This is a genomic window from Flavobacterium sp. P1_E4 (assembly GCF_056405915.1).
The window spans coordinates 86549-111234 of record NZ_JBFUBE010000014.1; the positions used below are offsets into that span (position 1 = coordinate 86549).

The following is a 24686-nucleotide window of genomic DNA, read 5'->3' on the forward strand; positions in this document are numbered from 1 at the left end:
AAAAATGGAAAGGAAATATACAACAGATTTATTAATTCTGTCAATCCCAAAAAATAGCCTACAACCTCATATTTAACTTCAAGTTAAAAACTCGGGTTGTCATATAATTTGGAATCGCATATTCTGTTTTGGTATATACATCACGAACCCAAGTATTGGTAATGGCATTTTGATTGTCAAAAAGGTTGAAAATTTCAAAACCTAAAGATAGCTCTTTAAAATTCTTAAAAAATTTCTTATTCGACATCCCAACTTTTTGATCAATAAAGACTTTTGAAAACCCAACATCAACCCGACGATAATCATTCAATCTGTTTTGGTACAAATAGGGATCGGCATAAGCGGGCGAACCACCTGGTAATCCAGTATTGTAAACCATATTAAGATACAGCTTCAAACTTGGAATCTTTGGCATATAATCTTGGAACAAAAGCCCAAATTTCAATCGCTGATCCGTTGGTCTTGCAATATATCCTTTATCATCAATATTCTCTTCAGTTTTTAAATACCCGAAACTAATCCAAGAATCGGTTCCAGGAACAAATTCACCATTAAGCCGAACGTCGATCCCTTGTGCATAAGCAACTGCATTATTATCTGCAGCATAGCGTATCCTCACATTGTCAATAGTATAAGGATTTACATCCGTCATTTTTTTATAATAGGCTTCGGTAACCAATTTAAATGGGCGCTCCCACATTTTAAAACTATAATCATTACCCAAAACAAAATTTATGGATTTCTGGGCTTTAGTATCGGGTTGCACTACTCCATCATAATCACGCAGCTCCCTATAAAATGGCGGTTGACTGTAAATACCAGCTGTAAATCTGAAAAGCATATCTTTTTTCCAATTTGGTTTGATGGCAAATTGAGCTCTCGGGCTAAAAATAGTTTGAAAATTACTATCTAAATTATCCCCTGACACTTCCCAACTTTGCATTCGTACACCCAAATTATACCAAATCTCGTTTGTCCCTAAATTGTCTTTCCTTCCCCATTGTCCATAAGCAGAAAATCTATCAATATTTGTAAAATTAATGGCACTTACATATTGGTATGGAATTAATAATCCTGAATATGGCTGATAAGGCTCATCATTTTTTGGCAAACCAAGTGGAGGGCGTATCGAAAACCCTGCTGAATCAATAACTTCCCATTCCGAAATTCGGTCTCGAATGGATTCTCTAGTGTATTTAACTCCCCATTCGATTTGATTTTGCTTCCAATTTTTAAAACCTTTTACTTCCAAATTGGCAATTAAAGCATCCAAATCATTTCGGGCGTGATTGAGTTGCGAGCCAATTCCTCTTGAAAAGGCAATATCACCATAAGTATCCGATCCAATATTCGTATCCACTTCCCCTAAACGATATTGTGCATAAATATCAAAATATTCTTGTTCTATCGTATGAAAAACAGACCCAATAAATTTTAAGGTAAAACTATCGCTCACTTGATAAGTGCTTTTTAAAGCTCCAAAATAAGTATCATATTTATCTTTCTCTTTGCCTTCATAATAAACAGCAAGAGCCATTGGTGCATCTGCTGTACCAAAATTGGTTTGGCGAGTCAACGGTTGGTACAAATATTTATTCTGAGAAATATTCCCTAGAAAACTCCATTGCCATTTTGCCGAAGCTTGATAACTGATATTGGTTTGGATATCTGCAAAAGTAGGAGTATAATTAGTTTGTGTTTCTTGACTATTGACAAGAAGACTGTTGTTTCTATATCTTATTCCTGTAATTGCCGACCATTTTTTATCTTTCGAAACTGCATCAACAGCAAGGCTTCCTCCTAGAAAACTCATTTCAAGAATTGCACCAAATTGTGTAGGTGTTCTGTAGGTGATATCCAAAACAGAAGACATTTTATCACCGTACTTTGCTTGAAAACCTCCAGCCGAAAATTCTATATTTTGTACTAAATCAGTGTTGGTAAAACTCAACCCTTCCTGTTGTCCAGATCGAATCAGGAAAGGGCGATACACTTCTACTTCATTAACATAAACTAAATTTTCGTCATAATTTCCACCACGTACCGAATATTGTGTGCTGAGTTCATTATTTGAATTGACTCCTGGTAATGTTTTCAAAACATTTTCGATACCCGCATTGGCACCTGGAATAAAACGAATGTCTTTAGCTTCAAAAGTAACAATCCCCTGAACCGTTTTCTTATTATTGCTATTGATTATAACCTCACCCATTTGCTCCTCTTGATCATTCATGCGCATATTAAACACATAAACTTCATTTGGTTTTAAAGAAATTTTTAAACTGGCTTTTTTTAAAGAAATATGGGTAAATTCAAGTGTAATTATTTGATTGGAAGGAATAGCAATTTGATAAAATCCCTTTTCATTTGTCTGAGTCGTATTATTAGGAGAAGATACATTCACACCCTCAACAGGAAGACTCTTTTCATCCAAAACGATACCTTTTACAAAAGCCGTTTGAGCAAATGAATTCATTCCCATCCATAAAAAAATAAAACAACATAGGGATTTAAAAATATTCAATTGATTTTGCTTTTACTGTTTTTGATTTCTTTGAAAACGAGTTTCAAAGATAGAAGAATTCCCTACATTATCAACTACTACAACCTTTAATTCATTGTCCCCATCAGCAACAATTCCATCACTAAAATTATGAGTCAATAGTCCTGTTTTATTATCATATTCCATCAAAATCCATTTTCCGTTGATATAACCATTATAGGATTTAATTCCAGACAAGCTATCGGATATACTCACCTGAAGTAGTTTTTGGTTGTCCGATTTTTTTCCTTCAATAGATTTTGCAATCTTAATTACTGGTGCAATAGTGTCTAACACTAATTTATACTGTCCTAAAGTTTTTACTCTGGTCTCATAAACATTGTTTTTTTCGCGTGTCGTATTATAACTCACCCTTCCCCCTTCTATACGCCCAATAAATATTTTATCTTTTTGATCCGCTGAATAACTATCATTTTCCATACTAATTGTAAAATTTGTGTGTGCCGGAACTGTATCATCATGTACAGTCAAAACATTAGCTTTTACATCAAAATTCAAATTAAAATCACCATAAAATGTCCCTGCTGGAAAGAAAACAGAACATTTATCTTTTTCAAAAAAACAATCCTTTGTCGCTTTCACAACATAATTGGCAACAACAGGTTCTTTTTCAATTATAGTTGTGAGCAAATCATATTCAACAGGAATCGCAATTGTGGTTTTATTTCCATAAAAATCAGAAACCACCAAACTACAAACTGAGGTCAAATTGGGAAGTACTGTGATAATTCCATTGGTTTCGTCGGTTTTTATGATGCTCAAATTATAAGGCGGATTCATAAATAATTTTTGGACCCTTTGCCCTGTTTTTTTATAAAGCGAATAATCAATCAACGCATTCACATATCGCATTTCATCAAAAGAATAGGTATTAAATTGATAACCAAAAATAGATTTTCCGTTGCAGGACAAATTCACGTCAAAAATTCCATTTTTATTGAAAGACACATCATCATAATCATTAGCAATAATACCAAAACCTATTTTTCCGTTAGCAATAACTTTATCTGCCATATAAGTTCCGTCCTTTTGTAAGGATAAATTAATTGGAATAGGTCGTTGCGAATGATTTACCGTTGTTTTCGAATCTAAAGGATAAGCATACAAATTGGAGACTATTGGCTTCTTGGTATCTTTCATTAAAGCATCAAAACCAAAAAACATCGGGTTGATAATTTTCTCTGTTTTGGTATCACGAAATTCAAAATGCAAATGAGGCCCTTCGGAAGCACCTGTATTACCCGAAACAGCAATCAATTGTCCTTTTTTGACTTGCATTTCATTGGGTTTAAAATACATTTCAATTTCAAAAGACTGCTCTTTATAATGCGTTTTCTTTATAAAACTCTCAATAGAATCTGTTGCTTTTTGCAAATGTCCATAGACCGAAGTATATCCATTTGGATGATCTATATAAATTGTTTTTCCGTTTCCAAAAGTAGAAATCTTAATTCTCGAAACATATCCATCAGCAACTGCATATACGTTTAAGCCTTCTCTTTGAAGGGTTTTCATATCAAAACCGGCATGGAAGTGACTTGGCCTCAATTCGCCAAAATTCCCAGATAATTGTAGTGGAATATCAAGCGGAGGACAAAAATAATTTTTAGGATAATCTGTTTGAGCAAAAAGAGTAGTTGTGAAGACTAATAAAAAAAAAGAAAATTTCATTTGTGAATATTTATTGTATTTTATCGGTCAAATGTAATTCGCATAACAGCATTAGTGTCTGCGACCGATTTTGGACTATGCTCATTTCATGGAATACATTTTTGCTAAGATAAAAAAAGCAACTAAAACCCACAAGACAAAATAAAACCAAATCCCAATAAACTGATTTATAAATAATTGATTATTTTAACGTAAAAAAATCGATAAAATATTGCAATAATAAAAAGGAATACTAACTTTGTAAGATTAAGTAATGAATAGGAATTATAATGAGTGTGATTGCAGAAATAATTGATACTCTTGAAAATAAGATTGGAAAACTTTTTTTGAAAATAAAAAGTTTGGAGAAAAACAATCAAGAATTATACATAGAGTTAAAGAACGCTGCAGTGTTAGTACAAAATCAATCCAAAGAGATTGAAGCCTTAAAAACACAATTAGAAACACTCAAAATAGCCAATGCATTATTAGGCAGTGACGATAACAAAAGAGATACAAAGCTTAAAATAAATTCAATAATTCGTGAAATTGATTACTGTATAGCCCAGCTATCAGATTAGTAAAAATTATGGACGAAAAGCTTAAAATTAAAATATCAATTGCAGACAGAGTTTACCCGTTAACGGTAGATTTCTCCCAGGAAGAAGGACTTAGAAGTGCTTCTAAAAAAATTGATGCGATGATTAAGCAGTTTGAAGAAAATTATGCTGTGCGAGATAAACAAGATGTATTGGCGATGTGCGCTTTACAATTTGCGTCTCAAGCAGAACAAAAACAGATTGACAATGCTATAAATGGAGATGAAACCATTGAAAGATTAAACAAAATCAATTTGCTTTTGGACGAATATCTCGAAAATTAAACGTTCTTTACAAAGACTAAGATACTGCCTACATTAGTTCATATTGGTAAACTCAACACTAACAATTTAGAATGAGCGAATCATCACTACTATAGTATGCCACGCTTCGGCGAGGAAACTTGAACAGTGAGTTAGCTCAAAACTTGTCTTTTCGAGTTTATACAACTTCTAATGTAGGCTTTTTTTATATATAAATTTTTAACAAACATGGACATCATAACAATAATTATTTCAGGAATTACGGGTATTGCGCTAGGATTTGGCATCGCCAAAATCATCGAAAAAAGCAACATCTCTAATTTGATTAAAAGCGCAAAAAAAGAAGCAACTTCTATACTAAAAGATGCCAATCTTGAGGCAGAAAACATTAAAAAAGATAAAATTCTTCAAGCAAAAGAAAAATTCATTGAATTAAAATCGGAACACGAACAAGTAATTTTAGCCAGAGACAAAAAAGTAGCTGAAGTAGAAAAAAGAGTTCGCGACAAAGAATCACAGATTTCAAATGAATTATCAAAAGCAAAGAAAGTAAATGATGATTTTGAAGCAAAAACTGCAGAATACGAGTCTAAAATTGAAAATTTAGAGAAAAAACAAGTAGAGGTTGATAGACTACACAAAAGTCAATTACAACAGCTAGAAGTTATTTCTGGACTATCTGCCGATGAAGCCAAAGAACAACTTATCGAAGGTCTTAAAGGTGAAGCGAAGAGCAAAGCAATGTCTCATATTCAGGACACTATTGAAGAAGCTAAATTAACAGCTCAACAAGAAGCCAAAAAAATCATCATCAACACTATCCAAAGAGTGGGTACCGAAGAAGCTGTAGAAAACTGCGTTTCTGTTTTCAACATCGAATCGGATGATGTAAAGGGTAGAATCATTGGACGTGAAGGTAGAAATATTAGAGCGCTTGAAGCAGCAACCGGAGTTGAAATTATCGTTGACGATACTCCTGAGGCAATTATTCTTTCTTGTTTTGACCCAGTACGTAGAGAAATTGCTCGCTTGGCATTACACAAATTAGTTACTGACGGACGTATACACCCTGCTCGTATTGAAGAAGTTGTTGCAAAAACAACTAAACAAATTGATGATGAAATCATTGAGGTAGGTAAACGTACTGTTATTGATTTGGGAATCCACGGATTACACCCAGAGTTAATAAAAGTAGTTGGTAGAATGAAATATCGTTCTTCTTACGGACAAAATTTATTACAACACTCCCGTGAAGTTTCTAAACTTTGTGGAATTATGGCAGCTGAATTAGGACTAAATGTTAAACTTGCCAAAAGAGCTGGATTACTTCACGATATTGGTAAAGTGCCAGATGCAGAAAGTGATTTACCACACGCATTATTAGGAATGCAGTGGGCTGAAAAATATGGTGAGAAAGAAGAAGTTTGTAACGCGATTGGAGCTCACCACGATGAAATAGAAATGAAATCATTACTATCTCCTATTATTCAGGTTTGTGATGCTATTTCAGGTGCAAGACCAGGTGCAAGAAGACAAGTTTTGGATTCTTACATTCAACGTCTGAAAGATCTTGAAGAAGTAGCTTACGGATTTAGCGGAGTGAAAAATGCTTATGCAATCCAAGCTGGTAGAGAACTACGTGTAATCGTAGAAAGCGAAAAAGTATCTGATGAAAATGCCGCTAATTTATCGTTTGAAATCTCTCAAAAAATACAAACTGAAATGACTTATCCAGGTCAAGTGAAAGTTACCGTAATTAGAGAAACTAGAGCCGTGAATATCGCAAAATAAAAACCACTATCTATTAAAAGCAAGAGAGTGTAAAATACCAAAAAATCCAAATCCCAATTTATCAACAATTGGAATTTGGATTTTTTATTTAGATGCTTTTTTACTGTTGACTATTTAGGCAGTTTTTCCAAAAATAGACTATGTTGACTCTTTAGCCCTGATGGAAGTGGCATCTCCCGATTTAGAAAAACAAGGCTTTTTTGCCGTAGTTTTTGTTAATCGGGAAATATAGCGGACAGCAGGAACGATATTTCCCGATAAAGCCTAATGTTTCGCTCCTTACTATTTTCCTATCCTTTTTTGAAATAAATTTTAAAAGTAGATCCAAAATTAAGGGTGCTCTCCACTTCGATTTTACCTCCCATATTTTCAATTTGGTTTTTGGTAAGATATAGACCAACTCCTCTCGCGTCATTGTTTCTGTGAAATGTTTTATACAATCCAAAAATAGAGTCTTGATGTTTTTCGAGATCAATTCCCAATCCATTATCCTTTACATTCAGAACTACAAAATCATCATTGGCCTCCGTTGTAAAAATGATTTTTGGATCTTTATTGGGATCAGAATATTTAATTGCATTGGTAACCAAATTCAACATTATACTTTCCAGATAGGCCGGTACACAAAACACTTTTAAAGCCTTAGGCACATAATTCAGAACCTGAATCCCCTTCAGTTTAATTGACTCGTTTAAAACGTCCAGAACTTTATCAATAAAACTATTGAGCTTTAATAATTGCATGTCGCTTTCCCTTTCAGCATATATGTTTACCAAATCGTTTAAATTTTCGATTGTAGAGAACAATTCATCTGAAACGATCTGAATATTACTTAACGTATCTTCATTCGATAGAAGTGCTTCTTGATGCAAATCCAGTAATGATTTTATGTTTCCGCTATGTGTTCTTAAATTATGGGAAACGATGTGGGCAAAATTCAGCAATTTATTATTCTGTGTATTTACGATTTCTAGCATTTTGGCTAGCTCGATTTCTTTTTCTTTTTGTGCAGATATATCAGTGTGAGTACCTACTATTCGCAATGGCTTGTCATCTTCATCTCTTTCAATCACTTTGCCTCTATCTAGAATCCATTTGTATTTACCGTTACAAAGAACGCGATGACAGGTTTCATAAAAAGGGATTTTATTTTCAAAATGCTGATTTATGTTTCCATAATATTCATCCCTATCATCTGGATGTACTCTTTCGTCCCATTCTTCAGGAGCGGCAACTAAATCTGATTCAGTCAGTTCCAAAATTTTCATCGACTCGGAAGAATAATACACTTTATTGGTTATCAAATCCCAATCCCAAACTCCCCTATCCGAAGCTTGCACTGCAAAATGATACCTTTCGTCAGCAACTTTTAGTCTAATTTCTTGTTCTTTTACTACCGTTACGTCTGAAATCAGTCCATAAAAAACCACCTCCTCATTATCATTTTTTTTGGGGGTAGCATCAATACGAATCCATTTATAACCGCTTTCTGGCATTAATAATCTGAAATCAATTTCCCATTTTTCTTTGCTTGAAAGGGCCTTTTCATACGAATCCAAAAAGACTTTCAAATCCGGCTCATAAATTTTATAATTCGATAATTTATATGAATCTTCCAGAAACTCATTTATGGAAAATTCATTTAAAAACTCAATGGGTTTGCTCAAAAAATCGACAGCTATTTGTTTTTGGGAATTTACCCTTATCTGAAAAATAATATTCGGAAGCTGCTTGATTAAACTTTCGTATAATTTATTTAAATCTTCTGGGTTTTTATTGGCTGTAAAAATCATTATTTACTATACTTCTTTAGTTTACTAACAAAACTATTGAATCTTAAACAGATATTACACAAAACATTGAATTTTATTCAAAAAATCACTTTCTAGGATGATAAGCATTCATCACTTCAGTTAAAAATTTTCTATCCAAATGGACATAAATCTCGGTAGTAGTAATAGATTCATGGCCAAGCATCAATTGAATTGAACGCAAATCGGCACCATTTTCTAACAAATGGGTTGCAAAAGAATGCCTAAAAGTATGGGGACTGATTTTTTTATTCAGATTGATTTTTACAGTCAAATCTTTGATAATGGTAAAAATCATCGCACGAGTCAATTGCCGTCCTCTTCGGTTTAAGAATAAAGTATCTTCAAAACCCTTTTGAATGCTAAGATGAACTCGCACTTCATTTCTATAAATTCCAATATATTTTTGGGTCAAATCCCCAACTGGAACGAACCGCTGTTTATTACCTTTTCCGGTAATTTTGATAAATCCTTCCTCAAAAAACAAATCGGATATTTTTAAGGAAACCAATTCGGAAACCCGAAGACCACAACCGTATAAAGTTTCCAGCAAGGCACGATTGCGCTCCCCTTCATTTGAACTCAAATCAATTGCCGAGATAATAGCGTCGATTTCCTCGACTGCCAAGGTATCTGGAAGTTTACGCCCTGTTTTTGGAGATTCGATTAATTCTAAAGGATTGTCGTTTCTAAAATCTTCAAAAATCAAATAAGAAAAAAAACTTTTCAATCCAGAAATTATTCTGGCCTGCGACCTTGGGTTTACTTCTTTAGAAACAGCATAAATGAATTGCTGTACAGTTTCCTCATTAATCGCTATAGGTGATACCTGAATAGAATTTTGATTTAAAAACAAGCACAACCTCTCAATATCAAAAGAATAATTATCAATGGTGTTTTTTGATAAACCTCTTTCAATCTTAAGATAGGATTGATAACTCTTTAAATACGATTCCCAATTCATTTGAACAAAGTAAGGACTTTTTGGGGTAAAAAAAAACCTCCCGAGTTGGGAGGTTTTTTTTTTGATTCCTAACAAATATTAGAAGTGTAATGCAAATCCAATATTTAATTGGAAGACATCTTCATAAAAATCATTGTTTAACGAAATATTGTAACGAAGACCTGGCTCAACAGAAACGTTTGGTCCCAAGAACCAAGCATATCCTGCTTGTAATCCTAAATAAGAAGGATTTTCGTTAAAATCCTCTATACTTGCTCCTGTAAAAGAAGCCTCAAGAGGAAATTTATTCAGCAAATAATATTTTGCTCCTACTTTATAAGAAAAAACACTTGAATTAAAGTCGCTTCCGTCATCTCCATAACCTAGTCCAGCTTTAACAGCCAAATTATCTGCAACAAAGTAACCAGCTTCTGCTCCTAAGTTCCAAGCAGTATCACCATCAGAAGAAGCTAATTGAAAACTTGTGTTACCAACTGTAGTAGCTCCAAAATTTGTGTTAGCCTCAATTAACCATTTCCCTTTTTTTGTTTGTTCTTGTGCATTTGCAAAACCAAATGCTAATACTGCTACAGCAGCAAAAATTAATTTTTTCATTTTTTTTTATTTTAATAGTTATTTTCGGCAAATGTATTATTATTCCTCTTCTTTTAATAAAAAAATAACAATATTTTTCTCATTTTAATCAATAAAAAAAACAATTTACTGATAATCAATAATATAATTTATTACTATTTTTTAGATTTTAAGAACCATTATTTTTTTTCAAATAAAGTAAGAACTCTTTTGTATATAAAAAAAACCTCCCGAATTGGGAGGTTTTAATAAATTGAAATAATTAAACTACCATTTGTACAATAGTCCAAATTTTGGTTGAGCAAAAATATTATTGAATAAATTCACATTAATCACTAAGTCACTAGTACTAGAACCATTTTCAGGGTTTGCATTATTATAGCTTAAAATTTCAGCTAGAGTAAATGTTGCAGCCCATTTTGGAGTGAAAAAATAATTGATTCCTAAATCAATATTAGCTTTAATACCATTATTAACATTAGAGCCACCATTCATATACTCCAATTTTGTGTGGTTGTAACCCAAACCAGCTTCTCCAAATGCTTTGAAATTCCCTAGATTCAAGAAATAATATCTTGCAAATACTCCAATTCCATACGAATTTGATTTATCAAGATTATTACTATTAGGCAAATAAGACACTGATGAGATATTAAAATCACCACCTACAGCCCATTTTTCATCCAAAAAATAACCAAATTTAGGTGTTATCGCAAAATAATCATCACTGCTGTCTCCAGTAGTTAAAGTAATTCCACCCTCAAGCCACATATCCCCTTTTGAAAAAGTAGCTTTAGTCATTCCCGATTCTTGAGCATTTGCAAAACTAAAAGCAAAAACTGTAACCAATAATAAAATAATTCTTTTCATTTTTTTTTGTTTTGTTTGTTATTATGCCTGTAAATGTACGAAATAGTGTCTAATATTTACAAACCAAACCTTGATTTAATGTTAAAACAAAACCTCAATATCCAATTCATCAAAACTTAACAAAAATACAAATAACTATACAAAAGTAGTTTACAACAAAAACAAATTACCTAGAACAATTCAAAAAGAGATTTTTTTTCTTAACAAAATCAAACCAATGCGTTCAATTAAAAAAAACAATGGATTTTAGACAAAAAGTAGATCTTTAATCTATAAGGATTATTTATTTTTACAAAACAAAAATTTATGAAATGAGCATAACGTCAAATTGGTCGCAAGCACCAATAATGATATGCGAATTAATTATAGCCGATAAAACCAATAAATATCAACATATGAAAATAGCCATCCTTAATGGTCCAAATTTAAATTTACTAGGAAAAAGAGAACCTGAAGTTTACGGAACTCAAACATTCGAAGATTATTTTGAACTTTTAAAAAATAAGTTTCCAAAAATAGAATTGACCTACTACCAAAGCAATATCGAAGGAGAATTAATTGGTAAAATACAAGAATTGGGTTTTACTTATGACGGTATTATCCTCAATGCTGGCGCTTACACCCATACTTCCATAGGAATTGGCGACGCTATCAAAGCGGTAACCACACCAGTAATCGAAGTTCATATTTCAAACACTTATGCCCGTGAAAGTTTTAGGCATCAATCATATATTTCGGGAAATGCCAAAGGTGTAATTCTGGGTTTTGGTTTAAAAAGTTATGATTTGGCAATTCAGTCTTTTTTATAATCACTTTTTAACAAATTTTATAAAAAATCATACATTTTCACATGTAACATACCTTACAAAAAAGCGTCAAACATCAAAACTATAATTTATGAAAAACGCTTTTTTGTTCCTTTTTTTAGTTACTGGACTTTTTAGTTTTGCCCAAGTTAAAGGCAAAATAACCGATGAAAAAGGAAATCCATTGTCTTCCGTTACCATCTACGAAGACAATACCTATAACGGAACCACTTCCAATGAGCAGGGATTTTATGAATTAAACACAAAAAAGCTTGGCAAGCACACCGTGGTCTTTCAATTTTTAGGATTCAAAACTCAAAAGTCAACAATAGACATCGCTACTTTTCCTTATAATTTGGATATAAAATTAACAGAGGAAAGCTTTACTTTAAATGAGGTTGTAATCAATCCCAATGACAATCCTGCCAATCAGATTATCAAAAATGCTATTGCCTATAAAAAAATAAATATTGAAAAAACGGCTAAATACAAAGCTGATTTTTATTCCCGTGGTATTTTCCGAATCAAAGATGCCCCTAAAAAGATTCTAGGGAAAAAATTAGACATGTTTGATGAAGTTTTGGATTCTACTCGCAGCGGAATCCTTTATTTATCTGAAACCGTTTCAAAAATTTCTTTTCAGAAGCCAGACAAAATGAAGGAAACTATTATTGCCTCCAAAGTAAGCGGTAATGATAATGGATTCAGTTTCAACAATGCAGCATCGGCTAACTTTGATTTTTACGACAATTACTTACCGTTTGATGTGAATGTAGTTTCACCAATTGCAGACAATGCTTTCAACTACTATAAATACAAACTGGAAGGCTCATTTTACAATGAAAACAATCAACAAATCAATAAAATAAAAGTCACACCAAAAAGAGAATCGGAGCCCGTCATGGAAGGTTACATTTATATCTTAGATGACAGTTGGGCAATATATGCAGTTGATGTTAACATTAAAGGGGAGCAAATGCAAAATCCAGCATTGAACTTATTGACTTTAAAACAAAACTTCAGTTACAATTCAGATACCAAAATTTGGATAAAAAACACTCAGACAATCGATTTCACCTTTGGAATGCTAAGCATTAATATTTCTGGAAAATTTACTTATGTCTTTTCGAATTTTGAATTTGAACCTACATTCACAAAAAAAACATTTACAAAAGAAGTTCTGACTTTTGAAGAAAATGCCAACAAAAAAGGAGACGAATATTGGAATACCATTCGTCCAATTCCTTTAACCATTGAAGAAAGCACCGATTATACCAAGAAAGATATTCTGCAAACCAAAAAGAAATCACAGGTATATCTCGATTCTATAGACAAAAAGAATAATAAATTCCATTTTTTAGACCCCATTACTGGATATTCCTATAAAAATTCATTTCAAAAATGGTCTGCTAAATATGATGGAATATTAACCGGAATCAACTTTAACACTGTACAGGGCTGGAAAATCAGTACTGGATTGTCCTATACAAAAGATGACCGGGAAAAAGGAAAATACACTCGATTTGGAGTTGATTTTGATTATGGTTTCTCCGAAGACAAATTTAGATCAACAGGAAGCTTTATCCATAAATTTAACAATACCAACAAAAGTGAAATTCAAATTTCCGGTGGTAATCGTATAGCCCAGTTTAATGAAGAAAAGCCAATTAAAGAGTTATTAAACTCCGTTACCACTTTATTTTTCGAAGAAAATTTAATGAAGATTTATGAAAATAATTACATCTCATTTTTATACCAACGCGAAATCACCAATGGAATTTTCATGAAGGCCAAAGTCGATTATTTAGAAAATAAACCATTATCAAACACAACGGACCAAACCTTTTTCCCAAAAGAAAAAAACTACACTTCCAATAATCCTTGGGCTCCAAAAGATTATACAACCCCAGCATTCGAAAAATACAATTTGGTAAAAGCCAAAGTGGATGCCAGAATTAATTTTGATCAAAATTATATAACCCGCCCTGACGGAAAGTATAATTTTTCAAACGGCAATTATCCGATACTTACATTAGGTTATGAAAAAGGATTCGCCGGGAGCGAAAAAAATTATGAATTTGACCATCTAAAAGCCAAGATTGAATATGATGCAAAACTAGGAAACAAAGGAATTTTATCGTTGAATGCCAAAGGAGGCAAATTCTTTAACGCCGATCAAATTTCATTTGTGGACTACAAACATTTCAATGGAAATCAAACCTATATTGGGTTCTCAGAAAGTTATTTGAATGTATTTAATTTGATGCCTTATTACACCAACAGCACCAATGATAGTTATTTTGAGTTACATACAGAACACAATGACAAAGGCTATATCACGAATAAAATTCCGTTGTTGAATCTACTAAAATCAAACTTAGTTTTAGGTTATCACCTGCTTGCCATACCAAATAGAAATCCTTATTCTGAATACAGCGTAGGTTTGGACAACCTTGGTTTTGGAAAATTTAAAATGTTCCGACTGGATTATGTTCGCTCTTACCAAAACGGATTTCAAAAAGACGGTGTAATTGTTGGAATTAAATTCTTGAATTAAACCCGAACCACAGTAATAAAAAAACCAATACTTTTTAAATTGTATTGGTTTTATTTTTTTATAATCATTTTCTAATCCGGCTCAATATGAATCAAAACATGTCCCAATTCTGGTATTTTCTCCCGAAGGGTATCTTTGAGTAAATGAGACAAATCATGTCCTTCCTTTACGGTAATTGACCCTTTTACTCTAGCATGAAGATCAACATGATATTTCATTCCCGCTTTTCTGATAAAACATTTTTCAGTATCGATAATTCCATCCACTTGATGAGAAACTTCTCTAATTTCTTCAACCAAATCATCATACAAATGTTCGTCCATGATTTCACCAAGTGCTGGTCTAAAAATCAGGTAACTATTATACAAAATGAAAACCGAAGCAAACAAGGCAGCCCAATCATCGGCAGCTTCATATCCTTTCCCCAAAAACAATGCTATCGAAATCCCAATAAATGCCGCAACCGAAGTTAAGGCATCACTTCGGTGATGCCAAGCATCGGCTTTAAGGGAAGAACTATTGGTTTCTTTACTTCTTTTCATCACCAATCGAAAAGAATACTCTTTCCAAAGAATGATTGCGCCAAGTACATAAAGTGTCCACGATTTTGGCAATTCGTGAGGGGTTTGGATATTTATAATACTCTCATAACCTATAATCGTAGCTGATGTAATCAAAAAACCAACTACCAAAAAGGTAATCAACGGCTCGGCTCTACCGTGTCCGTAGGGATGATTATCATCTGCTGGTCTATTTGAATATTTTATACCAAACAAAACTAAAAGAGAAGCAAAGATATCCGTTGTAGATTCTATCGCATCGGCAACTAAGGCATAGGAATTCCCAAAAAAGCCAGCCAACCCTTTTATAAGAGCGAGGGAAGTGTTCCCGATTATACTAAAATAGGTTGCCTTTATGGCTTTTTGTTCATTAGCTTTATCTGACATATTTTTATTCTACTAAAAATCGCTTAAACAAACTAATTTCAAATGAAAATTAAATTTATTTAAGCGATTTTAAAATTGTTATTCTTTTAATTTTGTTTTTCTCGAACTATTTTAGCTCCTATGGCTCGTAAACGTTCATCTATGCGCTCATATCCTCTATCGATTTGCTCAATATTTTGGATTGTGCTTGTTCCTTTGGCAGATAGTGCCGCAATCAATAATGAGATTCCTGCACGAATATCAGGAGAAGACATTGTTGTTGCTTTTAGAACAGATTTAAAATCATGACCTATAACTACAGCTCTATGTGGATCACACAACATGATTTTGGCTCCCATATCAATCAATTTATCAACAAAGAACAAACGGCTTTCAAACATTTTTTGGTGGATCAAAACATCTCCTTTGGCTTGAGTGGCAACTACTAATATGATACTCAATAAATCGGGTGTGAATCCTGGCCAAGGTGCATCGGCGATAGTAAGGATTGAACCGTCAATATCTGTTTTTACTTCGTAACCGTCTTTATGTTCTGGAATAAAAATATCATCCCCTCTTTTCTCCAATGTGATTCCTAATTTTCTGAATACATTTGGAATCACCCCTAGATTTTCCCAACTTACATCTTTGATTGTAATTTCGCTTCTTGTCATAGCCGCAAGACCAATCCAAGAACCTATTTCTATCATATCCGGTAAAATTCTATGAACACAACCACCTAGTTTTTCAACTCCTTCGATAGTCAATAAATTAGATCCAACTCCTGTAATATTGGCTCCCATAGAGTTCAACATTTTACAAAGTTGTTGCAAATAAGGTTCACAAGCAGCATTGTAAACTGTTGTTTTTCCTTTGGCCAAAACTGCAGCCATAACGATATTGGCAGTTCCAGTTACAGATGCCTCATCAAGTAACATATCAGCTCCGACAAGTCCATCTGGAGCTTCTACTCCATAAAAATGGTCTTCTCTATTGTATCTAAATTTAGCTCCTAAATTGATGAATCCTTCAAAATGGGTATCCAATCTTCTACGTCCAATTTTGTCACCACCTGGTTTCGGGATATACCCTTTTCCAAAACGTGCCAAAAGTGGCCCAACAATCATAATGGAACCACGAAGAGAACCACCTTCTTTCTTGAAAGCTTCAGTTTCTAGATATCCTACATTCACCTCATCAGATTGGAAAGTATAAGAACCATGTCCTAGTTTCTCAATTTTAACTCCCAAATTCCCCAAAAGCTTTATCAATTTGTTGATATCGATAATATCTGGGATATTGTTGATTGTTATTTTTTCTGGCGTTAAAAGTACTGCACACAAAATTTGTAATGCTTCGTTTTTCGCTCCTTGCGGTATTACTTCCCCTTTTAGATGAACTCCTCCTTCTATTTTGAAAACTTCCATGTTTTTGATTTAAGATTCTTTGACTTGAAGATTCTAAGATTCTAAGGTTCTGAGTTACTAAGACATTGAACTAAAATGCTCCTATGCTTCTTAGAAACTTAGGAACTTAGCACCTTAGCTTCTCTTTTTTATTTATTTTTTTTGGAACGGTTTTGGTTTCCCCGTTTTATTATTCTTGTTACTTTGAATTTTTGGTTGTCCTGCCGGGCCAATTTTATTAGAAATCCTTTTGTTGGTTCTTAGTAAATCGGTGGTATTTAATAATTCCTCAGAACTTTGCAATAAATTCAACTTCCCGTCTGATAATTCATAAAGATGTTCAAAAATCACATCGTCTTTTACGGTATCTTTATTCCAACTCAAATAGGATTTTTTCATATGATTGGCAATTACTTTGACCAATGCACTTTTCATTTCCCCTTCTTCCCATTTGTTTGCTACATCAATCATATACTTGATGTTATTCCCATAATACCTGTATTTCGGGTAGTTTTGAGGATATTTTAAAACATCTGGCTTAAGTTGCAATACTTCCCTTGATGGAATTGGATAAGGAGAATCTGCAACTAACTTAAAATCAGACATAATAAAAAGCTGATCCCAAAGTTTGTGCTGAAAATCGGGTACGTCACGCAAGTGAGGATTCAAACTTCCCATTACCTGAATGATGTATTTTGCCGTTTTGTTGCGTTCTACTTCATCTTCAATAACGGTAGCCTGCTCGATCAATTTTTGCAAATGACGACCATATTCTGGAATGATTAAATGCTCTCTTTCGGAATTGTATTCCAAATTGAAAACAACATCATTCGCATTTTCTTTTTTATATTTTTCGATCATAATTATAAGGAAACTATACCTTCTATTGTGGATAATTCTTGGTACTTATCTATTATTTCTTGCGAATCTTTGACAGTTACATCTACTGAAACACTAGTAAATTTTCCAGTTTTGGATTTTGTTGTTTTGATTACGGCTCCCATGCAATTGAAAGCATTTTCCACTTTTTGGATATTTTCCTCGGTGGTGGGAACTATAAATTTAAACAAATATTCTGCAGGCCAGGAATTACTATTGTCCAACTCAACCTTCAGTCTTTCATAAAACTCTGCAGCCTCTTTTTCTTTATCGTTGTCCATTCTTAAATTAAAAATAAAGGCAAATATACGTTTTAGATTTTAGATTTTAGATTTTAGATTTAGGAATTATAAGTATGGATTTAAGTTTTATGAAACAATAAGTGCCAAACTAACATTTTTCTTTTATTTCTAAGATGAATTTCAATCAAAGTTATGTTTATAAAAATACACTATGTCTCTCCTTTAGCCCTGATGGAAGTGGCATTACATCTCGTTTTTTCTACGAGATGTAATATAGCGGACAGCAGGAACCATTTATACTGAAAAATCCCCATCATTCGCTCCTTATTATTCGGCTGTAATTAGCAATCAATAAACTTTTTAATTTCCAATAAGTTTGAGTATTTTTGCCGCTTAATTACAGAAAGTGCAGAAAGAAATTATTGTTATCATTGGCGGCCCGGGTACTGGGAAAAGCTCCATTATTAAAGGTCTGGAAACGAAAGGCTATTGTTGTTATCCTGAAATTTCTCGTGAAGTTACACTTGAAGCCCAAAAAAGAGGTATTGAACAATTGTTTCTGGAAGATCCTTTATTGTTTAGCCAAATGTTGCTTGACGGCAGAATAAAACAATTTAACAACGCCCAAAATGAGTCCCATAAATGGGTATTTATTGACCGTGGAATTCCTGACGTTGTTGCTTACCTAGACTATATTGGTGATGATTTTCCTGAGCATTTTGATAATGCCTGTCGCGAAAATGTGTACACCAAAATTTTCATGCTTCCACCTTGGGAGGAGATTTATGAAAGCGACAGTGAGCGCTATGAGAACTTTGAACAAGCAAAAACCATCTACAAACACCTTACTAAAACGTACACAGATTATGGATATAATCTAATTGAAGTGCCAAAAGATAGTGTAGATAACAGAATTCTTTTTATATTAGATAAAATTTAGCAATTTCTTGAAAATCAAGATTGCAAATTATTAAAAATCTAAACCAGAAATAATGCCAGAAGCATTAGCAATTCTTCAGAAATATTGGCAACATAGCACCTTTAGATCACTACAAAAAGAAATTATTGATTCGGTTTTGAGTGGCGAAGATACTTTTGCCTTGATGCCAACAGGTGGTGGGAAATCAATTTGTTTTCAGGTGCCTGCCTTGATGAATGAAGGAATCTGCCTGGTTATTTCTCCGTTGGTTGCCTTGATGAAAGATCAAGTTGCCAATTTGCAAAATCGAGGTATTAAAGCCATCGCTTTGACTGGAGGCATACGATCTGAGGAGATGATTGACTTGCTGGACAATTGCCAATTTGGGAATTATAAATTTCTGTATGTATCTCCGGAGCGCTTGCAGTCGGACTGGATTTTGGAACGTATAAAAAATCTCCCTATAAATTTGATAACTATTGACGAAGCGCATTGTGTTTCGCAATGGGGGCATGATTTTCGCCCTGCGTACTTGAAGATTTCGGCATTGAAAACCTATTTTCCAAAAGTTCCATTTTTGGCTTTGACCGCAACTGCCACTCCAAGAGTAAAAGAGGATATTATTAAAGAACTAGGATTACACAATCCTAAGCAGTTTGAGAAATCTTTTGCCAGAAAGAATATTGCCTACATGGTTTTTGAAGTGGAAGACAAACTTTTTCGGATACAACAAATTCTGAAAAAAAATCCTCAGCCATCAATTATATATGTTAGAAATAGAAAAGCATGCTTGGAAATTTCAGCCCAATTGCAAACCTTAGGATTTCAAGCCACTTATTATCACGGCGGTCTTACCTCTAGAGAAAAAGACAAAAACATGCAACTCTGGATGGAAGAAAAGGCGCAGGTCATTGTTGCCACAAATGCCTTTGGAATGGGAATTGACAAGCCTAATGTTAAAACCGTTATCCATATTCAGTTACCCGAAAACATAGAAAATTATTATCAAGAAGCAGGACGCTCTGGAAGAAACGGAGAAAAAGCATATGCCGTTTTATTAACCAGTCCAACGGATATTATCCAGACTGAAAATCAATTCATAAACGTTTTGCCGGACAAAGCGTTTTTGAACACTATGTTTATCAAACTCTGCAATTACTTTCAGATTGCCTACGGAGAAGGAATTAATGAAGAATTCACTTTTAATTTGCATCATTTTTGTTTGAAATATGGATTTCCAGCACTAAAAACATTCAATGCAATGCGTTTTTTAGATGGTCAAGGCGTTTTGACTTTGTCCCAGGAATTCTCAGAAAAGATTACATTACAATTTTTAATTCCATCCAAAGAAGTCATTCGCTATACGAGTTTGAATCCCAATGATGAAGAAATCATTTTGACTATTCTACGGACTTATCCTGGAATTTATGAAATGCAAACCGCATTCAATTTACCAATGATTGCAAAAAAATCCAATCATTCTGAAGCCGAAATACTAGCCGTATTGCATAAGCTAAAAGACAAAGAAATTATAGAATACCATTCTAAAAACAATGACGCTACATTAATCTTCAATGAAATTCGGGAAGATGAAAGAACAATAAATAAAGTTTCTAAATATTTAATAAGACAAAACGAACTCAAAAAAGAACAACTGCAATCGGTACTAAATTATGTAAAGGAAAAGAATGTTTGTAAGAGTAAAATGATTTTGGATTATTTTGGAGAAAAAGCAACTTCCAATTGTGGCATTTGTTCCTACTGCATAACAGTGGCTAAACCTAAAAAAGACTACAATGCTCTTTTAAAAAAAATCATGACTTTATTACAAAGTGAAGATTTAAATTCAAGAGAAATCCAAGAGAAAACAAAAAATACTGCAGACGATGTTATCTTTGTACTCCAACAATTATTGGAAGATGATCTTTTAATAATTCAAAAAAATAATAAATACACTTTAAAAGCCTAATGGAAAAATTAAGAATTATATTTATGGGAACTCCAGAATTTGCCGTTGGTATTCTGGACACCATAATCAAAAACAATTACGAAGTGGTTGGTGTGATCACCGCCGCTGACAAACCTGCTGGAAGGGGACAAAAACTGAAATATTCGGCAGTAAAAGAATATGCACTGGAAAATAATTTAAACTTATTACAACCAACCAATCTAAAAGACGAGAGTTTTCTTGAAGAATTAAAATCATTGAACGCTAATCTACAAATCGTTGTTGCTTTTCGAATGTTACCAAAAGTGGTCTGGGAAATGCCTTCATTGGGAACATTCAACCTTCATGCTTCTTTACTACCTAATTATAGAGGAGCTGCACCAATTAACTGGGCAATTATCAATGGAGAAACAAAAACTGGTGTCACTACTTTTTTTATCGATGATAAAATAGACACTGGAGCGATGATTTTGAGTTCTGAAACGGCAATCGATGACACCCAAAATGCAGGGCAATTACATGATAGATTAATGCATTTAGGATGCGACACTGTAATAGTGACTTTGAAAGCGATTGAAAGTGGAAATGCAACAACAACAATTCAGAGTGATCCATCGGATATCAAAACGGCATACAAGCTAAATAAAGAAAATTGTAAAATTGATTGGTCAAAATCGATTACAGAAATTTACAATTTAATTCGAGGCCTAAGTCCTTACCCAGCTGCTTGGTGCTTTTTTGGCGACAAAAACGAAGAGTGGAATGTAAAAATCTATGAAGCCAAGGCTATTTTAGAAGAACATACACATAGCATTGGCAGCTTAATTTGCACCAAAAAAGAAATGAAAATCGCAGTAGATAAAGGCTATATTCAAATAGTATCTCTTCAATTTCCAGGAAAAAAGAAAATGACTACCCCTGAATTATTAAATGGTATTACTTTTTCAGAAGAAGCAAAAGCCTATTAAGGTCAATGAAAACAGGAGTTAAGTGGTGTTTTTTTCAGAATTTTAGCTCACTTTATGAACAAAGATTGTAAGTTATTAACAAAATACGCTAAAAATGTATAAAACACTTGCAAAGACCGTATTTCCTGTTAATTTTGTTCTAATTAACAATTATTTTAACCAACAATTAACATCCAATTATTATGAACAAATCAGAATTAATCGACGCTATCGCTGCTGATGCAGGAATTACAAAAGCTGCTGCAAAATTGGCATTAGAATCATTTTTAGGAAATGTAGGTGGAACTTTGAAAAAAGGTGGTAAAGTATCATTAGTAGGATTCGGATCATGGTCAGTATCTTCAAGAGCTGCAAGAGACGGAAGAAACCCTCAAACTGGAAAAACTATTCAAATCGCTGCAAAAAATGTTGTAAAATTCAAAGCTGGAGCAGATTTGGAAGGAGCAGTAAACTAATTGTAGTTTATCTTATATAATTAAACCTTCCGATTGGAAGGTTTTTTTTTGCTTTTAAACGATTAAGCCCAAAAAAATTTGGTATTTAAATTTAATTTTTCTTAAATTTAATTAAAAATATAGCCTTATGATTTCAGAAAAATTAAAAAAAGGATATTTACTTATTGCTGAACCATCAATAATTGGAGACTTGTCATTTAATCGATCAGTAATCCTATTAGCTGATCATAATGAAGATGGTTCCGTAGGCTTTATTATGAACAAACCTTTGAAATATACCATCAATGATTTGATTCCCGAAATAAATGCCAATTTTAAGATTTTCAATGGCGGCCCTGTAGAGCAGGATAATCTTTATTTCATTCACAACATCCCTGACCTAATACCAAATAGCATAGAAATATCCAACGGAATTTATTGGGGTGGTGATTTTGAATCAACAAAAGACCTCATCAATAAAGGCAAAATAAAAAAAGAGAACATCCGATTCTTTTTGGGATATACTGGATGGGAAGAGCACCAACTTGAAAAAGAAATGGAAGCCAATTCATGGATTATCACCAGAAACAATTACGAGAACAAAATAATCGGAAAATCAACTGCCCATTTCTGGAAAGAACAAATCATAGAATTGGGAGGCGAATACCTTATTTGGTCCAACGCCCCCGAAAATCCATATTTAAACTAAGCCAAGCTTAAAGATTCATTCAGTTTTGCAACTAAAGTTTTAGAAACTTCAATCGAAAATTCTTTTTTTCTATATTTTGTAATCGGTTGCACACCTTTAATAACATTCGTCACAAACAATTCATCCGCTTTTTGAAGATCAAAAGGTGAAATTATCTCCTCAGCCACTTCAATACCGTTTATTTTTTTGGCTAATTCCAAAATTTGCTTTCTCATAACCCCATTCAAGCAACCTTCAGAAACAGGAGGAGTGATTAATCGATTTTCTTTTAGCATAAAAATATTGCCTTGTAGCGCCTCTACAACATTTTTGGAATCATTTAATAAAAGACAATTATCCAATCCATTTTCATTAGCATAAATGCTTCCTGTTACATTTATCAAACGGTTTGTCGTTTTAATTGAGGATAACAATTGCTTTGTGATATAAAAATCCTTGTACAAATCGACTTCATATTCACCTTCACTAATAAAATAGGCTGTATTTTCAAGCGATATAGCTTGTATCAAAAAAGAAACAGTATTATTTTGCGGCAAATAAAATCCACCATCATTTCTATAAACCGTAATTCTAGCTCTAGAAGACGATTCTATATTATTGTTTTTAACCAATGTAAGGATTTGATCTTCCAGGTATTCCATTGTGAAATCCATTGGGATTTCCATTCGAACAACTCTCATGGAAGACATCAACCTGAAGTAATGATCTTCTAAGAAGAGAATTTTACCGTTTACGATTTTCACTGTCTCAAAGACCGCGTCACCATATAAAAATCCTCTATTTTGTACTAATATATTCGAGTCCTCAGAGACTATTGCACCATTAAAATTTATCATACTATTTTTCAAAAAAAAGTCACGCTAAAAAGCGTGACAAATATAAGTTATAATATACAATTTCACTACACGGAACCGATAACATGTTTAAGGTCTGAAATTTGATTTTCCCACAGCTGAGTCGCCTCTTCAAGTTCCTCTTTATGAGCAAAATCAACCACCATCAAAGAAACATCTTTTGTCAATTCATCTACCAATATATTTAATTCAAAAAAATATTCGGTATCCTTATTGTTGTCGTCAACCCATTTAAACTTTACTTTTTCTCCTGATTTTTTGGAGGCCAATCTTGCTTTCTCCTGTGAGTCATTCCAGATAAAAGTAAAAAACTCACCACGAGAATTTACATTATCTGCAAACCATTCAGACAAGCCCGAAGGCGTCGAAATGTATTGATACAACAATTGAGGAGAGGAATTTATGGGGAATTCGATTTCGTAACGCACTTTTAAATCCATGAATATCGCTTAATTTTTTTCGAATATATAGATTATTACTGCAATAAAAAAACGTTTTGAAAAAAAAATATTTTTTGTTGTTTTTCGCTTGCAAACTCTAATTATTGTTTTATATTTGCACCCGCATTCAGGGATAGGATATATCCCAAATATGGCGAGGTAGCTCAGTCGGTTAGAGCGCAGGATTCATAACCCTGAGGTCACGGGTTCAACTCCCGTCTTCGCTACTGGTAATCAAGGACTTACGTTTTTTCGTAAGTCCTTTTTTCATTAAGAGTGACTTTAAGGAGTGACTTTTTACACATAAAATACCCTATATACACTTAATGTAGGTTCTCCTATTGCAGACAAAACCACATTGATAAAAAAGCTATATCCACACACAATATTGCTAAATTGTTAGCTAATAATATTATTTACTTTGTAATTTTGGATAAAACTATAGTACATGGACATTACTGATATCGTAGACCAACTTACAGATACATCAACCTCACTTACGTCAATCCTATTA

22 protein-coding genes and 1 tRNA gene are annotated in these 24686 nt (G+C 33.3%); 11 read left to right on the forward strand and 12 right to left on the reverse strand.

The window, feature by feature from the left end; all coding sequences use genetic code 11:
- Positions 1–58 precede the first annotated feature (58 nt).
- Together AC1DY0_RS13550 and AC1DY0_RS13555 are read right to left on the reverse strand one after the other, a co-directional pair.
- Entirely contained in the window at positions 59–2482 is a 2424-nt protein-coding gene (locus AC1DY0_RS13550; protein WP_477189126.1) for a TonB-dependent receptor, read from the reverse strand.
- A 54-nt stretch (positions 2483–2536) separates the two neighbouring features.
- Complete coding sequence (locus tag AC1DY0_RS13555; RefSeq protein ID WP_477189127.1) at positions 2537–4234, reverse strand: M23 family metallopeptidase; 1698 nt, start codon at positions 4232–4234, stop codon at positions 2537–2539.
- A 269-nt stretch (positions 4235–4503) separates the two neighbouring features.
- Between AC1DY0_RS13555 and AC1DY0_RS13560 the strand changes: the two genes are divergently transcribed.
- From AC1DY0_RS13560 to rny, 3 genes are all read left to right on the forward strand, one after another.
- Entirely contained in the window at positions 4504–4794 is a 291-nt protein-coding gene (locus AC1DY0_RS13560; protein ID WP_477189128.1) for a hypothetical protein, read from the forward strand.
- A gap of 8 nt (positions 4795–4802) precedes the next feature.
- Entirely contained in the window at positions 4803–5096 is a 294-nt protein-coding gene (locus tag AC1DY0_RS13565) for a cell division protein ZapA (protein ID WP_477184978.1), read from the forward strand.
- A 207-nt stretch (positions 5097–5303) separates the two neighbouring features.
- Positions 5304–6866, forward strand: coding sequence for a ribonuclease Y (gene rny / locus AC1DY0_RS13570; RefSeq protein ID WP_477189129.1), 1563 nt, complete (start codon positions 5304–5306; stop codon positions 6864–6866).
- Positions 6867–7156: 290 nt separating this feature from the next.
- Here rny and AC1DY0_RS13575 read toward each other — a convergent pair whose 3' ends face one another.
- From AC1DY0_RS13575 to AC1DY0_RS13590, 4 genes are all read right to left on the reverse strand, one after another.
- A complete protein-coding gene (locus tag AC1DY0_RS13575; RefSeq protein ID WP_477189130.1) occupies positions 7157–8659 on the reverse strand; it encodes a PAS domain-containing sensor histidine kinase in 1503 nt (500 codons plus the stop codon).
- A gap of 85 nt (positions 8660–8744) precedes the next feature.
- Positions 8745–9641 carry a site-specific tyrosine recombinase gene (locus tag AC1DY0_RS13580; RefSeq protein ID WP_477189131.1) on the reverse strand — a complete coding sequence of 299 codons (897 nt, stop codon included), beginning with the start codon at positions 9639–9641 and terminating at the stop codon, positions 8745–8747.
- 78 nt (positions 9642–9719) lie between these two features.
- The gene (locus tag AC1DY0_RS13585; RefSeq protein WP_477189132.1) at positions 9720–10235 is read right to left on the reverse strand and encodes a hypothetical protein; all 516 of its coding nucleotides are present in this window, start codon (positions 10233–10235) and stop codon (positions 9720–9722) included.
- 246 nt (positions 10236–10481) lie between these two features.
- Positions 10482–11084, reverse strand: coding sequence for an outer membrane beta-barrel protein (locus AC1DY0_RS13590; RefSeq protein ID WP_477189133.1), 603 nt, complete (start codon positions 11082–11084; stop codon positions 10482–10484).
- 395 nt (positions 11085–11479) lie between these two features.
- Between AC1DY0_RS13590 and aroQ the strand changes: the two genes are divergently transcribed.
- Positions 11480–11893, forward strand: coding sequence for a type II 3-dehydroquinate dehydratase (aroQ, locus tag AC1DY0_RS13595; RefSeq protein WP_477189144.1), 414 nt, complete (start codon positions 11480–11482; stop codon positions 11891–11893).
- An 88-nt stretch (positions 11894–11981) separates the two neighbouring features.
- The gene (locus tag AC1DY0_RS13600; RefSeq protein ID WP_477189134.1) at positions 11982–14447 is read left to right on the forward strand and encodes a DUF5686 and carboxypeptidase regulatory-like domain-containing protein; all 2466 of its coding nucleotides are present in this window, start codon (positions 11982–11984) and stop codon (positions 14445–14447) included.
- Positions 14448–14518: 71 nt separating this feature from the next.
- On the opposite strand, the gene AC1DY0_RS13605 is transcribed toward AC1DY0_RS13600, so the two are convergent.
- The 4 genes from AC1DY0_RS13605 to AC1DY0_RS13620 form a co-directional block, all read right to left on the reverse strand.
- Positions 14519–15394, reverse strand: coding sequence for a cation diffusion facilitator family transporter (locus AC1DY0_RS13605; protein WP_477189135.1), 876 nt, complete (start codon positions 15392–15394; stop codon positions 14519–14521).
- Positions 15395–15480: 86 nt separating this feature from the next.
- Entirely contained in the window at positions 15481–16800 is a 1320-nt protein-coding gene (gene murA / locus AC1DY0_RS13610; protein WP_477189136.1) for a UDP-N-acetylglucosamine 1-carboxyvinyltransferase, read from the reverse strand.
- 132 nt (positions 16801–16932) lie between these two features.
- Complete coding sequence (locus AC1DY0_RS13615) at positions 16933–17640, reverse strand: DUF4290 domain-containing protein (RefSeq protein ID WP_477189137.1); 708 nt, start codon at positions 17638–17640, stop codon at positions 16933–16935.
- A gap of 2 nt (positions 17641–17642) precedes the next feature.
- Complete coding sequence (locus AC1DY0_RS13620; protein WP_477189138.1) at positions 17643–17939, reverse strand: DUF493 family protein; 297 nt, start codon at positions 17937–17939, stop codon at positions 17643–17645.
- Between the two features lie 367 nt (positions 17940–18306).
- Here AC1DY0_RS13620 and AC1DY0_RS13625 point away from each other — a divergent pair, with 367 nt between their 5' ends.
- The 5 genes from AC1DY0_RS13625 to AC1DY0_RS13645 all read left to right on the forward strand — a co-directional run bounded on the left by AC1DY0_RS13625 (position 18307) and on the right by AC1DY0_RS13645 (position 22878).
- Complete coding sequence (locus tag AC1DY0_RS13625; RefSeq protein ID WP_477189139.1) at positions 18307–18840, forward strand: AAA family ATPase; 534 nt, start codon at positions 18307–18309, stop codon at positions 18838–18840.
- Positions 18841–18892: 52 nt separating this feature from the next.
- The gene (locus tag AC1DY0_RS13630) at positions 18893–20788 is read left to right on the forward strand and encodes a RecQ family ATP-dependent DNA helicase (protein WP_477189140.1); all 1896 of its coding nucleotides are present in this window, start codon (positions 18893–18895) and stop codon (positions 20786–20788) included.
- Positions 20788–21735, forward strand: coding sequence for a methionyl-tRNA formyltransferase (fmt, locus tag AC1DY0_RS13635; RefSeq protein WP_477189141.1), 948 nt, complete (start codon positions 20788–20790; stop codon positions 21733–21735). The genes AC1DY0_RS13630 and fmt overlap by 1 nt, the downstream gene beginning before the upstream one ends.
- 182 nt (positions 21736–21917) lie before the next feature.
- Positions 21918–22190, forward strand: a complete 273-nt coding sequence (locus AC1DY0_RS13640) for an HU family DNA-binding protein (RefSeq protein WP_077375548.1) — start codon at positions 21918–21920, stop codon at positions 22188–22190.
- A gap of 127 nt (positions 22191–22317) precedes the next feature.
- A complete protein-coding gene (locus tag AC1DY0_RS13645) occupies positions 22318–22878 on the forward strand; it encodes a YqgE/AlgH family protein (protein ID WP_477189142.1) in 561 nt (186 codons plus the stop codon).
- Here AC1DY0_RS13645 and AC1DY0_RS13650 read toward each other — a convergent pair.
- Complete coding sequence (locus AC1DY0_RS13650; protein ID WP_477189143.1) at positions 22875–23714, reverse strand: aminotransferase class IV; 840 nt, start codon at positions 23712–23714, stop codon at positions 22875–22877. The genes AC1DY0_RS13645 and AC1DY0_RS13650 overlap by 4 nt on opposite strands.
- 65 nt (positions 23715–23779) lie before the next feature.
- Positions 23780–24172, reverse strand: a complete 393-nt coding sequence (locus AC1DY0_RS13655) for an START-like domain-containing protein (RefSeq protein ID WP_116797373.1) — start codon at positions 24170–24172, stop codon at positions 23780–23782.
- A 153-nt stretch (positions 24173–24325) separates the two neighbouring features.
- Here AC1DY0_RS13655 and AC1DY0_RS13660 point away from each other — a divergent pair.
- Positions 24326–24399, forward strand: a tRNA-Met gene (locus AC1DY0_RS13660).
- Positions 24400–24686 lie beyond the last annotated feature (287 nt).

Bases quoted from the DNA above. Each gene is read 5' to 3' on its own strand.
- AC1DY0_RS13550 (WP_477189126.1), bottom strand. From the start codon at position 2,482: ATGGGAATGAATTCATTTGCTCAAACGGCTTTTGTAAAAGGTATCGTT.
- AC1DY0_RS13555 (WP_477189127.1), bottom strand. From the start codon at position 4,234: ATGAAATTTTCTTTTTTTTTATTAGTCTTCACAACTACTCTTTTTGCT.
- AC1DY0_RS13560 (WP_477189128.1), top strand. From the start codon at position 4,504: ATGAGTGTGATTGCAGAAATAATTGATACTCTTGAAAATAAGATTGGA.
- AC1DY0_RS13565 (WP_477184978.1), top strand. From the start codon at position 4,803: ATGGACGAAAAGCTTAAAATTAAAATATCAATTGCAGACAGAGTTTAC.
- rny (WP_477189129.1), top strand. From the start codon at position 5,304: ATGGACATCATAACAATAATTATTTCAGGAATTACGGGTATTGCGCTA.
- AC1DY0_RS13575 (WP_477189130.1), bottom strand. From the start codon at position 8,659: ATGATTTTTACAGCCAATAAAAACCCAGAAGATTTAAATAAATTATAC.
- AC1DY0_RS13580 (WP_477189131.1), bottom strand. From the start codon at position 9,641: ATGAATTGGGAATCGTATTTAAAGAGTTATCAATCCTATCTTAAGATT.
- AC1DY0_RS13585 (WP_477189132.1), bottom strand. From the start codon at position 10,235: ATGAAAAAATTAATTTTTGCTGCTGTAGCAGTATTAGCATTTGGTTTT.
- AC1DY0_RS13590 (WP_477189133.1), bottom strand. From the start codon at position 11,084: ATGAAAAGAATTATTTTATTATTGGTTACAGTTTTTGCTTTTAGTTTT.
- aroQ (WP_477189144.1), top strand. From the start codon at position 11,480: ATGAAAATAGCCATCCTTAATGGTCCAAATTTAAATTTACTAGGAAAA.
- AC1DY0_RS13600 (WP_477189134.1), top strand. From the start codon at position 11,982: ATGAAAAACGCTTTTTTGTTCCTTTTTTTAGTTACTGGACTTTTTAGT.
- AC1DY0_RS13605 (WP_477189135.1), bottom strand. From the start codon at position 15,394: ATGTCAGATAAAGCTAATGAACAAAAAGCCATAAAGGCAACCTATTTT.
- murA (WP_477189136.1), bottom strand. From the start codon at position 16,800: ATGGAAGTTTTCAAAATAGAAGGAGGAGTTCATCTAAAAGGGGAAGTA.
- AC1DY0_RS13615 (WP_477189137.1), bottom strand. From the start codon at position 17,640: ATGATCGAAAAATATAAAAAAGAAAATGCGAATGATGTTGTTTTCAAT.
- AC1DY0_RS13620 (WP_477189138.1), bottom strand. From the start codon at position 17,939: ATGGACAACGATAAAGAAAAAGAGGCTGCAGAGTTTTATGAAAGACTG.
- AC1DY0_RS13630 (WP_477189140.1), top strand. From the start codon at position 18,893: ATGCCAGAAGCATTAGCAATTCTTCAGAAATATTGGCAACATAGCACC.
- fmt (WP_477189141.1), top strand. From the start codon at position 20,788: ATGGAAAAATTAAGAATTATATTTATGGGAACTCCAGAATTTGCCGTT.
- AC1DY0_RS13640 (WP_077375548.1), top strand. From the start codon at position 21,918: ATGAACAAATCAGAATTAATCGACGCTATCGCTGCTGATGCAGGAATT.
- AC1DY0_RS13645 (WP_477189142.1), top strand. From the start codon at position 22,318: ATGATTTCAGAAAAATTAAAAAAAGGATATTTACTTATTGCTGAACCA.
- AC1DY0_RS13650 (WP_477189143.1), bottom strand. From the start codon at position 23,714: ATGATAAATTTTAATGGTGCAATAGTCTCTGAGGACTCGAATATATTA.
- AC1DY0_RS13655 (WP_116797373.1), bottom strand. From the start codon at position 24,172: ATGGATTTAAAAGTGCGTTACGAAATCGAATTCCCCATAAATTCCTCT.